Origin of the sequence: Chitinivorax sp. B (assembly GCF_005503445.1) — a bacterium.
In the GTDB taxonomy this organism is placed as follows: Bacteria; Pseudomonadota; Gammaproteobacteria; order Burkholderiales; family SCOH01; genus Chitinivorax.
This window is the reverse complement of sequence record NZ_SCOH01000007.1, coordinates 81701-96621: the sequence shown is the minus strand read 5'-3', so window position 1 is coordinate 96621 and position 14921 is coordinate 81701. Positions and strand designations below refer to the sequence as shown.

The 14921-nt window shown below is 53.4% G+C and carries 15 protein-coding genes; 3 read left to right on the top strand and 12 right to left on the bottom strand.

Features of this window, described 5'->3' with window-relative positions:
* Nucleotides 1–2: 2 nt before the first annotated feature.
* The 4 genes from FFS57_RS06430 to FFS57_RS06415 all read right to left on the bottom strand — a co-directional run bounded on the left by FFS57_RS06430 (nt 3) and on the right by FFS57_RS06415 (nt 3913).
* A complete protein-coding gene (locus FFS57_RS06430; RefSeq protein ID WP_137936940.1) occupies nt 3–926 on the bottom strand; it encodes an ABC transporter ATP-binding protein in 924 nt (307 codons plus the stop codon).
* 1 nt (nt 927) lies between these two features.
* A complete protein-coding gene (locus FFS57_RS06425; protein ID WP_137936939.1) occupies nt 928–1884 on the bottom strand; it encodes an HlyD family secretion protein in 957 nt (318 codons plus the stop codon).
* A complete protein-coding gene (locus FFS57_RS06420) occupies nt 1877–2452 on the bottom strand; it encodes a TetR/AcrR family transcriptional regulator (protein WP_137936938.1) in 576 nt (191 codons plus the stop codon). Before FFS57_RS06420 ends, FFS57_RS06425 begins: the two co-directional genes overlap by 8 nt.
* Before the next feature lie 189 nt (nt 2453–2641).
* Nucleotides 2642–3913 carry a glutamate-5-semialdehyde dehydrogenase gene (locus tag FFS57_RS06415; RefSeq protein ID WP_137936937.1) on the bottom strand — a complete coding sequence of 424 codons (1272 nt, stop codon included), beginning with the start codon at nt 3911–3913 and terminating at the stop codon, nt 2642–2644.
* A 213-nt stretch (nt 3914–4126) separates the two neighbouring features.
* Here FFS57_RS06415 and FFS57_RS06410 point away from each other — a divergent pair, with 213 nt between their 5' ends.
* The 3 genes from FFS57_RS06410 to FFS57_RS06400 all read left to right on the top strand — a co-directional run bounded on the left by FFS57_RS06410 (nt 4127) and on the right by FFS57_RS06400 (nt 7493).
* On the top strand, nt 4127–5725 hold the full coding sequence (locus FFS57_RS06410; RefSeq protein ID WP_137936936.1) for a two-component system sensor histidine kinase NtrB: 1599 nt from the start codon (nt 4127–4129) through the stop codon (nt 5723–5725).
* Nucleotides 5722–7095 carry a sigma-54-dependent transcriptional regulator gene (locus FFS57_RS06405; protein ID WP_249383921.1) on the top strand — a complete coding sequence of 458 codons (1374 nt, stop codon included), beginning with the start codon at nt 5722–5724 and terminating at the stop codon, nt 7093–7095. Before FFS57_RS06410 ends, FFS57_RS06405 begins: the two co-directional genes overlap by 4 nt.
* A gap of 107 nt (nt 7096–7202) precedes the next feature.
* On the top strand, nt 7203–7493 hold the full coding sequence (locus tag FFS57_RS06400) for a hypothetical protein (RefSeq protein WP_137936934.1): 291 nt from the start codon (nt 7203–7205) through the stop codon (nt 7491–7493).
* A gap of 165 nt (nt 7494–7658) precedes the next feature.
* On the opposite strand, the gene FFS57_RS06395 is transcribed toward FFS57_RS06400, so the two are convergent.
* From FFS57_RS06395 to nirD, 8 genes are all read right to left on the bottom strand, one after another.
* On the bottom strand, nt 7659–8114 hold the full coding sequence (locus tag FFS57_RS06395) for a carboxymuconolactone decarboxylase family protein (RefSeq protein WP_137936933.1): 456 nt from the start codon (nt 8112–8114) through the stop codon (nt 7659–7661).
* 160 nt (nt 8115–8274) lie between these two features.
* A complete protein-coding gene (locus FFS57_RS06390) occupies nt 8275–9132 on the bottom strand; it encodes a basic amino acid ABC transporter substrate-binding protein (protein ID WP_137936932.1) in 858 nt (285 codons plus the stop codon).
* Nucleotides 9133–9370: 238 nt separating this feature from the next.
* A complete protein-coding gene (locus FFS57_RS06385) occupies nt 9371–9688 on the bottom strand; it encodes a 2Fe-2S iron-sulfur cluster-binding protein (protein ID WP_137936931.1) in 318 nt (105 codons plus the stop codon).
* Nucleotides 9689–9690: 2 nt separating this feature from the next.
* The gene (locus FFS57_RS06380) at nt 9691–10533 is read right to left on the bottom strand and encodes a basic amino acid ABC transporter substrate-binding protein (RefSeq protein ID WP_137936930.1); all 843 of its coding nucleotides are present in this window, start codon (nt 10531–10533) and stop codon (nt 9691–9693) included.
* Between the two features lie 140 nt (nt 10534–10673).
* A complete protein-coding gene (locus FFS57_RS06375; RefSeq protein WP_137936929.1) occupies nt 10674–12356 on the bottom strand; it encodes a bifunctional protein-serine/threonine kinase/phosphatase in 1683 nt (560 codons plus the stop codon).
* Nucleotides 12357–12423: 67 nt separating this feature from the next.
* Nucleotides 12424–12897 carry a GNAT family N-acetyltransferase gene (locus FFS57_RS06370; RefSeq protein WP_249383920.1) on the bottom strand — a complete coding sequence of 158 codons (474 nt, stop codon included), beginning with the start codon at nt 12895–12897 and terminating at the stop codon, nt 12424–12426.
* A 159-nt stretch (nt 12898–13056) separates the two neighbouring features.
* Nucleotides 13057–14277 (bottom strand): nitrate/nitrite transporter, encoded by a 1221-nt coding sequence (locus FFS57_RS06365; RefSeq protein WP_137936928.1) that lies wholly within the window; start codon nt 14275–14277, stop codon nt 13057–13059.
* Nucleotides 14278–14569: 292 nt separating this feature from the next.
* On the bottom strand, nt 14570–14881 hold the full coding sequence (nirD, locus tag FFS57_RS06360) for a nitrite reductase small subunit NirD (protein ID WP_137936927.1): 312 nt from the start codon (nt 14879–14881) through the stop codon (nt 14570–14572).
* Nucleotides 14882–14921 lie beyond the last annotated feature (40 nt).

Sequence of the window (14921 nt, the reverse complement as noted above, 5' to 3'; positions counted from 1 at the left end):
GTCTACCCCTGGAATTGATCGCGTGTATCACGCATGAGATGAATGAAAGCATCTTCCAGCGACGGGGCCACTCGCGTAATCGTCAAGCCATGGTCCTGGCCAAATGCTGTCAAGTACTGACCAAGCAATTCCTCATCTTGCCCGCTGACATGCTGAACCAAGCCGAATGTTGCCACTTGCTCCACTCCTGGCAAGGCAGCCAAGGCAGCGGACAACCCGTTTTCATGTGCCCCAGTCACCGCCCAGGTCACCAAGTGCTGTGACGCAACGACCTCAGCCGCGGTGCCCGATGCCAGCAGGCTGCCATACGCCAGATAAGCCAATCGATGACATCGCTCCGCTTCATCCATATAGTGAGTAGATACCAGAATGGTGATGCCACTGGTGGAAAGGCGATGAATCTCTTCCCAGAAGTCGCGGCGTGCTTTTGGGTCCACGCCAGCGGTTGGCTCATCCAGCAACAGCAATTTGGGCCGATGTAACAAACAGGCTGCCAGCGACAAGCGCTGTTTCCAGCCACCGGACAAGGTGCCCGCCAGTTGATTGCGACGCCCGCCCAAACCCAGCTCACTCAAAGCTTGATCAACTGCCATGCGCCGATCCGGCATGCCAAACATTCGCGCCACAAAATCCAGGTTTTCTGCAATGGTGAGGTCCTCCCATAGCGAAAACCTTTGTGTCATGTATCCGACATGGCGTTTGATTTCCGCACTTTGCCTGAGCACGTCGTATCCCAGGCACACACCTTGACCTCTGTCAGGCGTCAACAAACCACATAGCATGCGAATGGAGGTCGTCTTGCCACTACCATTGGGGCCCAGGAACCCAAAGATCTCCCCTTCAGCCACTTGCAGCGACAGATCGCGTACCACATGTTTGTCGCCAAAATGCTTGTTTAAGCCCTGCACATCAATAGTGAGCGCCATGTCAGGGCTCCTGAGCACGAATGTCCAATGGTAAACCGGGCCGTAATTGGCGAGCCAGTTCACGAGCAGGTTGTGCCTCTGCGCGAAACACCAGCTTGGCGCGGTTCTCACGGCTATAGATCAAAGGTGGGGTGTATTCGGGCTGTGCAGCGATAAAGGTGATCTTGGCTTGAATGGGCGTCTTACATCCGTCACAGTGCGCCGTAATGCCTTGACCAAGCCGAAGTTGCGCCAGCTGTGTTTCCGGCACGTAGAAACGGATTTTACGGTGATCATCCGGCAATATGCTTGCAACGGGTTGGCCAGCCGGTACCCATTCCCCTATACGGTAATAGGTTTCCACAACCTCACCAACCGTTGGGGCAAGCACCGCCTTCTTATCAACCTGCCAGCGTCGTTGTGCCACCAAGGCACCTGCCGCCGCCGCCTCCGCATCGGCGCTACGGACTTCGGCCTGACGGCCAATCGTGATGCGGGCACTGGTCAGTTGCTCTCTCATTGATGCGACCTGGGCTGCATCCCGATTCCGTATGGTACGAGCCTCATCCAGCCGTGCAGAAGACACAAATCCATCTACAGCCAACGCCTGCTGCTGCTTCAATTGGCTTTCCGATAACTTCAACGCCGCTTCTGCGGCTTTCAATTGCGCAGCCACTGCAGCAACCTCCGACGCTCTGCGTGGCGCTCTAAGGTTATCCACCTTGGCCCGTGCAGCCTGCTCACGCGCCTGCGCTTCTTGCAGGCCAGCTGTTTCCAGCTCGGCAGCAATGCTGAACAAGACCTGTCCAGATTGAACCCGGCCACCACGTGAGGTATTCAGCCCCTGAAGGTAGCCACTGACCGGGGAAGACAGGTATAGATATTCGCCTTCGACATAGCCCTGCCAGGTTTGCACCGTCGGCTCACCACAACCTACCAGCCCCACTGACATCAGTATCCAAGCAAGGCAATTACGCATGGGGAATGTCCTTTGCTTGAACCGATGGCGGCTTGACACTCAGACGCTCAATCAATGCGGTCACGCCAACGCGAACTTCCGCAGCCGATTCGTCGCTCAATCGCGCCTGATGCATGATGGCCAGACCCACCAACGTGGCATGAAACATCAAGACATCATCAGGTGTGACACGCAATCCTGCAGCCATCAAGATCGCAGGCACGGCCATCCTCACTTGGTTGATCAAGCGGGTCAGCGATTGACGAATGGCAGGATCAGTATCGGAAGCAGCAATCAACCCGACAATAACCCTGGGCGGTACGCCCTCCAGCATGACACGAATAATGATATCGGTCAGTGTTTGGCCTTTGGGCGAGGCAGCCAAATGGGTCGCGGCCTCTGCCAGCAAGGTGTCAACGGTATGCTCGGCAATGGCCAGCAACAGGTCGTTACGTGTCGGGAAATAATAAGTGAGGTGACTTTGCTTGACCCCAGCTGCAGCAGCGACTTGTGGTTGGGTCAGGGCCGCGAAGCCTTTTTCACGCAACAGCATGACACCCGCAGCGAGAAGCGACTCTTTGACACCCATAGCGTACTCCAATCATCAGCAATAACAATTTATTTGGTGAATATACCAAATTTTGGTAAATATACCAAATCAATCCCCGATTCACTGGAATGATGGTATTCATTCGTCAATGCAAAAAGACGATATCAATAAATAGGGGCGACCAATCCAAACTGGGCGCCCCTTGCTTGTTACCTGAAAATGATCTGATCAACTACGTATCTGCCCATCTCCCAGCACAATCCATTTCTGACTGGTCAACCCATGCAGCCCCACCGGACCGCGAGCGTGGATTTTATCAGTGGAGATACCAATCTCTGCCCCCAAACCATACTCAAAGCCATCGGCAAAGCGAGTGGACGCATTGACAATGACCGATGCCGAATCCACCTCACGCAGAAAACGACGGGCACGACCATAGTCTTCCGTGATGATGCTATCCGTATGCTGCGAACCGTAGCTGTTGATGTGGTCAATCGCTTCGTCCAACCCTGCAACCAGCCGAATCGACAGGATCGGTGCCAGGTATTCAGTATGCCAGTCCTCTTCTGTCGCCGCCTTGAGCCAACCAAAACCCAGTTGCTGCATCAGGTTACGAGTCTTGGGACAACAGCGCATTTCCACATTTTTGTCCGCATAGATACGGCCCAGCTGCGACATGACCTCTGCTGCAATGATTTCGGCGACCAATAATGTCTCCATGGTGTTACAGGTGCCATAACGATGCGTCTTGGCATTGTCTGCAATACGCACAGCCTTATCCAGATCAGCCTTATCGTCGATGTAAACATGGCATATACCATCCAGATGCTTGATCACCGGCACACGGGCATCATTCGAGATACGCTCGATCAGGCCCTTGCCCCCACGTGGCACAATCACATCCACATACTGCCGCATGGTGATCAACTCGCCTACTGCCGCGCGGTCTGTCGTTTCAATCACCTGCACTGCCGCTTGTGGCAACCCGGCAACTGCCAACCCTTCACGTACGCACGCAGCAATCGCCTGATTGGATTCGATCGCCTCAGACCCACCACGCAAAATGGCAGCGTTCCCCGCTTTCAGGCATAACGCGGCCGCATCGGCCGTGACATTGGGGCGTGCTTCGTAAATGATACCGATCACACCCAGTGGAACGCGCATTTTGCCCAGTTGAATGCCGCTTGGGCGATAGCTCATCTCACTCACCTCCCCAACTGGATCTGGTAGCGCGGCCACTTGCCGCAAGCCCTCAGCCATGCTGGCCACCGTTTTGGCATTCAAGGTCAGTCGATCCAGCATGGCAGGCTCCAGGCCATTCTCACGGGCACGAGCCACATCTTGCTCGTTGGCGGCAACCAACTTACCGGCATCACGTTCCAGCGCATCAGCGATGGCCAGCAAAGCCTGGTTCTTGACGTTGGTATTGGCACGGGCAACCTCACGGGCTGCGGCACGGGCCGCTTCCCCGACTTGCTGCATGTATTGTTTGATATCCATGACGGCTCCAGCAGGAAAAATCATTTGTATTTGAGTCGATTGTTACATGATTGATTCAGTGCGGGAAGTAGCAGCCACTGTCAATTGCCGCCAATACCCGTCCGAAAACCGCGCCAGACAAGGACTTTATGATCAACGGCAGCCGCTGGCATCCAGGTTGCCAGCAAGAACTCGCCATTTCGCCCTAAAATGTGAGATTGGACGGATTTCCTCATGCGACTGTTGCCCTATTCCTATACACGCGGTGCCAACCAGCATTACCCCGCTGCATTCTGGCGTTCCCTGTTGTTTTTCAATGTCTACCGCATGGTGGTCGCCAGCATTCTGATGATTGCCGCACTATCCTTTCAATTGAAGGGCGATCCGGATCTGGAATTGCAACCCATTTCGCTGATTCCCATTGTGTCCGGCTACTGGTTGTTCAGCCTGACCTCTTTTGGCACCATTCGTGCACGATGGCCGGTCTTCAATCTTCAGCTATCGCTACAAGTGTCGGTGGATATTGTGATCATGGTCACGTTGATGCATTTGAATGGTGGCATACGTAGCGGGTTGGGCTTGTTGCTGATGCCGTATCTTGCTGCGGCCGGGTTGATCAGCCGTGGCAAGATGACCCTGTTTCATGCATCAATTGCGTGCATCGGGGTATTGCTGGAACAGTCGCTCAGGCTACTGGGCCGTGACAACGGCGCCACCGACTTCAGTCAGCCTGTATTGTTGAGCATCGGTTACTTTGCCACGGCCTGGCTAGGTTATCGCTTGGCTCAATATGCAACGGAAAGTGAAAAGGTCGCACTGCAGCGTGGCATTGATTTGGCTAATCTGGCACAAATCAATCAACTGGTGATTCAGGACATGCCTGATGGTGTGATTGTCATCGATGAGAAAGGCATCATCCGCAGCCGAAATCAGCAAGCTGATCGCTTGCTGGGGCCACCGCCTTTTCGGGAGCGACTGACCTTGGGCGATTACCTGCCTGAGCTTGCCCTGGCCGCTAACAGCTGGCAGGAGGGCCACACTCAGGGAGATTTGGTACTGAAGACCGGTGTCGGTAAGCAGATTCACCCGCGTTTCGTACCGATTGCCGCAAATCGTGCCGCGGGAGCTGTCATCTTTCTGGAAGATGTCCATCGCCAGCAAGCGCTGGCACAGCAAATGAAGCTTGCGGCACTCGGCCGCCTGACAGCCAACATCGCACATGAAATCCGAAACCCGCTTTCATCAATTGGCCACGCTGCCGATCTGTTGGCTGAGGACAAAAGCGATCCACTGACACAAAAGCTGACCCGTATCATCCGTGACAATACGCGCCGGCTGGACGGCATGGTACAGGATATCCTGCAACTAAATCGGCGTGATCGCGCCCAACCGGAACAAATCAAAATCGCGACCTTTCTGACCACCTTCATAGAGGAACTGACCCAGGCCGAGCACATGCCATCAGGCAGTATCAATATGCAAGCCGCTTCAGACTTGGTGGTCGGTTTCGATCGCAATCATCTTCACCAGATTTTGTGGAACCTGACCCGAAATGCCTGGCGGTACTGCCGCCAGGAAACCGGCAGCATCCAAATTATTGCAAAACATGATGGGCACCAAGCCTGGATTGACGTATGCGATGATGGTCCAGGCGTAAAGCCAGATCATCGCACCCAGCTTTTCGAGCCTTTTTTTACCACCGACGATAGTCATGGCAGTGGGTTAGGTCTGTATATTGCCCGTGAAGTGGCGGCAGCCAACCATGCCATGCTGGATTATGTCGACTCCAGTCATGGGGCGACATTCCGTTTGACTTGCAGGATATGGCAATGAGTAAACGCGACGCGGGCAGCACCCGCCATGTATTGGTCATCGACGACGAACCGGATATCCGGGAACTGCTGGAACTGACACTTTTGCGGATGGGATTGGAAGTGACACCCGTCGGCACTGTGAAGGAAGCACTGGCACAGTTGAGCAAAGGCCAATTTGACCTGTGTCTGACCGATATGCGCCTACCTGATGGCGAAGGGCTGCAGGTGGTCAAACATATCCAAAGCCAGAATCTGGATATTCCAATCGCCGTCATCACTGCCTATGGTTCAACCGAAAATGCCATTCAAGCACTGAAAGCCGGGGCGTTCGATTATCTGTCCAAGCCGATCGCACTGGATCAACTACGTACACTGATCAAGTCCGCGCTGAATCTGGATCAGGCGGCCCCGCAGACAAGTGGTCGGTCAGGTGATGCATCCAGCCGCTTTCTGGGTAACTCACAAGCGCTGCAGAATGTCCGGGATATGATCGACAAATTAGCCCGTTCCAATGCGCCGGTTTACATCAGTGGTGAATCGGGTTCAGGTAAGGAACGTGCCGCACGCATGATCCACGAGAAAAGCCAGCGTGCCGCCAAACCCTTCATCGCTGTGAACTGTGGCGCCATTCCGGAAAACCTGATGGAGAGTGAATTCTTCGGTTACAAGAAAGGCGCGTTCACAGGGGCAGACCAGGAACGTGAAGGCTTTTTCCAGGCTGCACAAGGTGGCACCCTCTTTCTGGACGAAGTAGCCGACCTGCCATTGATGATGCAGGTCAAACTGTTGCGGGTGATTCAGGAAAAGAAGGTACGCAAGTTAGGTAGCCCGGCAGAGGAGCCAATTGATGTACGCATCATCAGCGCCACGCATCAAAGCTTGGCCCAACGCGTGGATGATGGCCGTTTCCGGCAAGACCTGTATTACCGCCTGAATGTCATCGAGCTGCGCATGCCACCACTTCGTGAAATGCGTGATGACGTACCGATCATTGCCAAGGCAGTGCTGGGACGTGTCGCAGAGCAATTGGGCATGCCCCTTCCTCAGTTAAGCAATGGCGCACAAGTGGCACTGATGCACTATAACTTTCCGGGTAACGTGCGTGAACTGGAGAATATTCTGGAACGGGCATTGGCACTCTCCAATGGCCACACCATCGAGGAAGGCGACTTGCAGCTGACGCCGGACTCCCAATCGGGGGACGATGACACATTTGTTGCGGGCAGCGGGGATAAGTATCCCCTGCAGGATTATCTGGACCGTGTCGAACGGGAAGCCATTCTGGAAGCATTGGAGAAAACACGTTTCAACCGAACCGCTGCAGCCAAGACGCTGGGTATCACCTTCCGAAGCATGCGTTACCGGATGGAACGACTAGGTATCAATTGATAGGTCGCAGATGGCCAATGCGCTAACCATACTTTTTCCGTATGTGTATAAAAATGTAGTTGAGGTAATTGGAACCATGCCGTATTCACTTCCTTTAGGAGCTCAAGATGAAAACTGCAGGTCTACTACTATGCTTGTTTGCCACATCGGCTTTGTCGGCTGAACCGAAAATGCCGCGGGATAAGGAATTGAGTCCCAGTTGGGGCATGATGACACCGGAAGAACGTACCACTCATCATGACAAAATGCGGTCATTCAAAACCTACGACGAATGTAAGTCCTATATGGAAGAGCACCATAAGCAGATGAGTGATCGCGCCAAGGAGCAGAATCGGCCCGGCCCGATGATGCGTCGTAATCCATGTGACCGGATGAAGACACGAGGATTTTTCAAGTAATCGACAACGTGCCTCGATTCCGCCTAACAGGCTGGACATCGAGGCCATTTTTTCAAGTTGTCACAGCTTCGAGTCCATCCCCAATGGCTGGTGATCTCAGCAAATCGTTCAACAGTGTTGAACAAATTTACCATCCATGGATTGGATCAGTTGAGTGGCCTACCTTTATTCCTCCGGCACAATCACTGGCATGTGGGAGCTGATGCCCAACCGGTTCAAACCATTCATCAACCCCACTACCAGCGTAAGCTCCGCCACTTCCTTTTCTGTAAAGTAAGCACTGAGTTGTGCGAATTCAGCATCCCCACCATGGAACTGGGTGATATGAGTCAGTACCTCGGCCCAAGCCAATGCCGCACGTTCACGCTCGGTGTAGAAATCCACTTCCCGCCAGGTAATCAGATTGTTGATGCGGTGGAACGGCTCCCCCAATGACAACAAATCACGTGCATGCAAATCAACACAAAAAGCGCAGCCGTTGATCTGTGAAATACGTAGATAGACCAGATCGATCAGTTCTTTGCCCAATGTCGACTCAGCCAGCATATGCTTGGCCTGAATCAGTATCCGGTAGGTTTGAGGGGCCATTGTCGCGAAATCAATACGGGGAGTTGCTTGCATGTTCTGTTCCTGTTGAAAATGACCGATCAGGCCTATCCTGTTCGGTTTACCCCCACAAGACGGAACAACTCCGTGATTTGTGACAATCGACACACCAAAGCACATCACCCATAAAAAAACGCAACCCGAAGGCTGCGCTTTCTTGACATGACTTAACAGTTTATTGCTTGGCTGGTTCTGCTGCTGCAGGCTTGGCTTCACCAAAATACTGGGCATAGATCTTGTCGTAGGTACCGTCTTCCTTGATCTTCTTCAGCCCTTCATTCAGCTTGGTGGCCAGTTCGGTATTGCCTTTCTTCAAGGCCAGACCATAGAACTCCTTCGCGAACGAAGCATCTTCCACCATCCGGAAACCCTTGTCAGAGTTGTTCTTCACGTAGTTGATCACCACACCGTTGTCAGCCACAACGGCGTCCACACCACCTGCTTCCAGTTCTTTCAACGCAAGCGGGGTCGATTCGAAGCGCTTGATGTTAACACTGGTCTTACCCTGCAGTTTCTGCACCACTTCGTCTCCGGTGGTACCAGTCTGCACACCAACCTTCAATTTCTTCAGGTCATCTAGCTTTTGTACCTTACTGTCTTTTGGCACTGCGATCAGTTGCTTGGCCTCAAAATAGGGCTCGGAGAAATCCATGCTCTGCTTGCGCTCATCCGTGATGGTGATGGCAGAAACCAGGAAATCGCGATCACCTTGCTCCAGGGTCTTGAAAATGCCTTCCCATGGTGTATTGATGAACTTGACCTGCAGGCCAACCTTTTCAGCAATTGCCTTCACCACTTCAATGTCAAATCCAACGATTTCCTTGTTCTCATTCTCGCTTTCAAACGGTGCATAAGCAGCATCGGTCCCCACCACCAGTTCCTTCACCGTCGGCTTGGCAGGTTCAACAGCAGGCTGTGCCTGAGCTTGCGTTGCAGGTTGCTCAGCTGGCTTGTCTTCCTTTTTGCCACACGCACTCAACACTACTGCGCCCGCGATCAGCGCGGCCAGCAGCTTGCTGGTTAGATTGTTCATGGTCGTTTTCTCCCCGGTTCAGGTTGGTTTAGTAGATGCTGGACTCATGCTAGTTCATTTTGTCATTGATCGTCTGCATGATGCACAGGTCGATTCACCATCAAATCGGGATCTCAAGGACACGGATCAATGACTTAATGATTGGCGGACTATAACGCAGCTGTTTACTTGCGACAACGCACATGCGATACACAGTGTTACCGGTCCAGGTTTATGTTGCAGCCTTGCGACAAGTCCGCTACCACTCTACTCGTAAGGTTTCGCCGGTCAGTTGGTAACCACAGGTCAAACGCCAATTCGCCACACCAGAAATGACCGTTGCCGGTTTCTCAAATCGGGTCAGGACATTGCGCTCTTTGTTGCCCATGTTCCGCTCTGTGCCATCCAGTACGGTGATACGGGCAGCACAGGTGCCGCAGGTACCAAGTCCGCAGTGCCAATAGATTGGCAAGCCTTCCAGCCGGGCAAGATCAAGCACCGTGGTCTCGCCATCGGGCTCGTATTCAAGGGTGACTTCGGCGGCCATCGGGCCGCCGAAGAAGGTGATGCTAGGCATGCTTACTTGGTAGGAGGTACCTGGCCGAAGTACTGCTGATACAACTTACTGTAAGTTCCGTCATCCTTGACCGCGTTCAAACCGGCATTGATCTTGGTGCTCAACTCGGCATTACCTTGCTTGAACACAAAACCAGATGGCTCAACCGGGATCGCAGGATCGGTAACCATGCGCAATTGCTTGTCAGCATGCGTTGCCACAAATTTACTGACCACCCAGTTATCGGCCAGAACGGCTTTGACATCACCTTTCAACAGGGCTTCGAAGGCCTTGTCATTATCCTTGAAACCCACAATATTGGGGCTTGCACCACCAGCCAACTTGGTCAACAGCTTTTCGCCCGTGGTCGCTTCCTGCACACCGGTCTTCACCTTTTTCAGGCTATCCAGCGAATTGACGCCGGTGTTGTTGGTTGCAATGGCCAATCCACCCTGGAAATACGGCTCAGAGAAATCGAGGGTCTGACGACGATCATCAGTGATGGTCACCGCCGCCGCCACCATGTCGACCTTGCCATCACGTACCGCGGTAAAAGTTGATTCGAACGGCATGTCTTCAAACTTCACGGTCATGCCCTGCTTGGCTGCAATGGCTTTGACCAGATCGATATCAAAACCGACGAGTTCTTTTTGTTCATTGCGAAACTCGAATGGCTCGAATTGTGCTTCGGTCGCCACCACCAGCTCGTTTTTGTTGGTCGAGGCTGGCGTCTGTTCCGGTGTGGCCGCTGGTGTAGTCGATTGCACCGTTGCCGTATCAGCAGCGGGTTCTTCTTTTTTACCACACCCCATCAGGGCAACCGACAACAACAAGGCCGACAACAGGCCATTTTTGATCTGCTTCATCTACAACGCTCTCCTGATTCATGATGTACGTATGAGCCAGCATCATGCTGGTCAACTCACTCACGCGATTCTTCGCGCTTTGTTTCAATTGACTTTTTTATATGTGAATATCCAGCCATATTTTGAAACAATCTGAAACTTTAGCGTGCAACCAGTAGGTAGAGCAATAGCAGATTCAAAATCAACAAGATACCTGAAACCGATTGCCACACCCGTAACGGTTGACGTTCTGCCAGTGGTGAGACCCTGCGGGTGAACACTGGCTGGTGCTCCCCACGCTCCATAACCAATCCCCATTCCTCAGCAGTTTCAAAACGCAACTTGGGATCACGCGCCACCGCTTTCAACAGCGCATTCTCCAACCACACAGGAATATCCGGTCGGTAACGGGTAGGGGGTACCGGGTCCCCAAAACGGGGATGCTGGAAGGGTTCGATTTCACCATAGGGATAATGCGCAGTAAGCAACCAGTACAGGGTCACCCCCGCTGCATACAGATCGCTTTGTACACTGGTCACCTGTCCTGCAAACAGTTCAGGCGCCATGTAACTGGGTGTACCGGGCGTGCTGTGCGGATCGTCCACCGTCAGGCCTGGACAACTGGCCACCCCCAGATCCAGCACTTTCAATTTGTCATCGTTTGTCAGTAATAGATTTTCCGGTTTGATATCACGATGGAGAATGTTCAACCGGTGCAATACGCCCAAAGCCTTACCCAGGCGGATACCCAAGGTAGTGACTTCCGCAATGCTGAAGCGTTGTCCGGCAACTGCTCGCTGCGCGAGCGTTTGGCCTTCATGCCAGCTCATCACGTAATAGAGTGTGCTACGTTGCACCAATGGCAGAATTTGCGGAAAGTAGTGACCAGTCAATTTCTTACCAAGCCATTCTTCCGTCAACAATGCAGCCTGGGCCGTTTCATCTGGGGCCAATTGTGGCTGCAAGGTTTTCAGCACATAACGCCGACCACTGCGCTGTTGCTGCACCAGTAACAGCCGTGTGCTACGCGATTCATGCAATGGCCGCAACACTTCGAAATCGTCAATCAATGTGCCCGTCCTCAGACGTCCCGGCAAGGGTAGGTGCCGCATACCAGCCAGACGGTCAGCGAAAGTCTCGGTCGCCATGGCAGCCACTCGCAAAACCACACAGCTCATATTGTCCTGACTACCGGCGGACTGCGCTGCCTGGGTGATGGCAGCGGCGGCACATTGCGGGTCATCATGCAATTGCAACAGCTGATGTAGCCGTAAATCACCAAGCGGTTCCCACACCCCGTCAGTGACCAACAGAAACACATCACCCACCTGCAGTTGGCCTTCGCTGAAATCCACGACCAGATTATCGTCCAACCCGATGGCCCGCTTCAGTACATGTTGCATGCCTGGCCTGTCCCACACGTGGTCAGTCGTCAGCAATTGAAGCTGGTCTTGCCGATATCGATAAACCCGGGTATCACCAGCATGACCAATCACATAGCGTTGTCCTCGCGCCACCCACACCGCCATGGTCGAGACAAATCGTTGCTGACCTTGACCATTCTGTCCTGCCAGCCATCGGTTCAGGGCCGTCAATACGCGATCCAGCGCTTGTGGGATCGCCCAGGTTTCCGGTGTGGCGTAGTAGTCTGCCAAAATACCCTTAACCACCGCCTTCGCAGCCTCATCTCCATGTTCGCAACCCGACACCCCATCGGCCACCACTACAGCAACCCCCTTGGTCATCAGTAAATCCTGTTCTGGTGTCACAACGCCCAGGGCATCTTCGTTACGTAGCTTGGGACCAATCAGCGTATGGCTACCGACATCAATGGATAGCGGCATGGTGGCAAGACTTTCTGGTGGGATCTTTGATGGACGATTTGGTAGCACACTGGCCAGATACGCATGCTCAGGCCAGCTCTTTTTCCATGAATACGCTGAGCGGGTCCAACTGATAGTCACCGAATGGTGTGCGATAGGCGTAACCCATGCGCTCATATAACTGTAGTGCTTCTGGTTGATGAATACCGGATTCCAATCGCACTAGTGACACGCCAAACGCCTGTGCACGTGTTTCCAGTGCTTCCAGCAATCGGCGACCAAGTTTCAATCCGCGATACGCCGGCTGCACATACATACGTTTGATTTCGACATAGTCACTGTGATTGACGAACGCACCACAGCCTGCCACTTGGCCATCGATGATGACACCAAGAAAGGTCACATTGGCTTGGCGCAGTGCTTCAACGGACAGCAGATGATTGCTTTCCGGAGGGTAGAGGGCGATCAGATAATCGTCGAGCGCCTGAATCAATGCCATCGGGCCTGGCTCGGCTGGATCGACAGGCTGGATAGTGATATGCAGTGTAGTATGTGTTGTCACGTTATCTCATCAAAAAGTGAGGAGGCTGGTGAAAAAGCAACCTCGATTGTTCAGTATCAATGCAGTTCGGGCATCGGGCCAACGGACCTGCGTCATGACAACCAAACCGGCACCCGCCTTACAATGGCGAGTGCCGATCATTAGCACGAATATGTGCGATTAGACTTTAGCAGCCGTTACCGCTGCTGCACCCCAAGTGGTGCGCCAACGCGTTTTAACGCTGGTCAGCCCAAACCAAGCCACCAGACCCAAGCTGGCAAACAGCCACAAGCCCAGCTGGTAATTGCCGGTGAGCTGTTTCGACATGCCCAATCCAGAGGCAAGCAGAAAACCACCGATACCACCTGCTGCACCGACCAGACCAGTCATGACGCCGATTTCTTTCCGGAAACGTTGTGGTAACAACTGAAACACCGACCCGTTGCCCGCCCCCAATGCCAACATACCCGTCACAAAGCAAGCCAGCGCAACCACCACTGAAGTGGGGTTGGTGCCAGCGACAAAAATGCAAAAGGCAGCGATGGTATACATGGCCAGCAAGGCTTTAACCCCACCAATGCGGTCTGCAATCGCCCCGCCCAACGGCCGAAACAACGAACCGGCAAAGACACAGGCCGCGGTATAGAAACCGGCAACCTTCGGATCCAAGCCATACTGATCGTGGAAATACCCAGGCAAGGCACCTGCCAGCCCAACAAAGCCACCAAAGGTAATGCAATAGAAGAACATGAACCACCAACTGTCCTTATCGCCCAACACATGCAGATATTCCCCCAGTGTCTTGGCTGGTGGACACTCCGGCGCATCTTTTGCCATCAACACATACACGATGAACGCCACGCCCAACGGCAGTACCGCCAACCCCAACACATTCTGCCAGCCAAACAGGGTCGCCAGACCTGGTGCCAGCAACGCCGCGAACACGGTACCGGAATTCCCTGCCCCGGCGATCCCCATGGCCTTGCCCTGATGTTCAGGCGGATACCAACGACAGGCCAACGGTAATGCCACTGCAAAAGCCGCGCCAGCCATCCCCAACCCTACGCCCAGCAATAGTGCTTGTTCATAAGTGTGAATGCCGAACAGCCAAGCTACCGTCAACGCCACCATCACAATCACCTGCCCAATCAGTCCAGCCTTCTTGGGTTTGAGGTGATCCACAAGAATACCCATCACCAAGCGCAACAGCGCACCAGAAAGGATAGGGGTGGCCACCATGAAACCCCGTTGCTGTGGGGACAACTGCAGATCGGTCGCGATCTGCACCGCCAGTGGACCAAGGACGTACCAGACCATGAACGACAGGTCGAAATAGAAAAATGCTGCAAATAGCGTTGGTGTATGGCCTGACTGCCAAAAACCCTTGTGCTGAGTGGTCATGGGTGACTCCTTGAAGCGGGTTGGTCGATTATTTTGGGCAAGACAGCTCCCTGCACACCACATGGCATGCATGCGGGAACCGGTCTGAATCAACGATGATCAACTGGCACGTAGGAAGGCTTGCGTGCCAATCTGCCTAAGAACCTGTTTAAGGTCTGTGATGAGCGGCCACCAGCGGGGTGAAGCGCAGCACAAAAAACCGGGGTGTACGTTTGATACATGAGGATTTTGAGCAGCACATGAGCCCCGATCGTAGTCGCGCAATAAGACATTGAACAGGTTCTAAAATTGGTTAGCTGATAGCCAGGTAAACCACGCCGCCTTCGATGCGAGTATCGAAACGGGTGGTGCAGCCACTATCCGGCGCCTGTGCTTCACCTTTTTCCAAGCAGATGTTCCAGCTATGCAACGGACAGGTCACGGTTTTGCCGTGAACAATACCTTGCGACAGTGGTCCGCCTTTATGTGGACATTGATCGTGTAAAGCAAATACGTCGTCGTCAGCGGTGCGAAAGACAGCAATATCGCCACCAGAATGATTGACAACCCGCGCACCCAATTTCGGAATGTCGCTGAGATTGCAGACTTTGTGCCATTCGGCCATGTGGAGTACTCCCCTAAGACTGATATTCGTGACCCAGCCA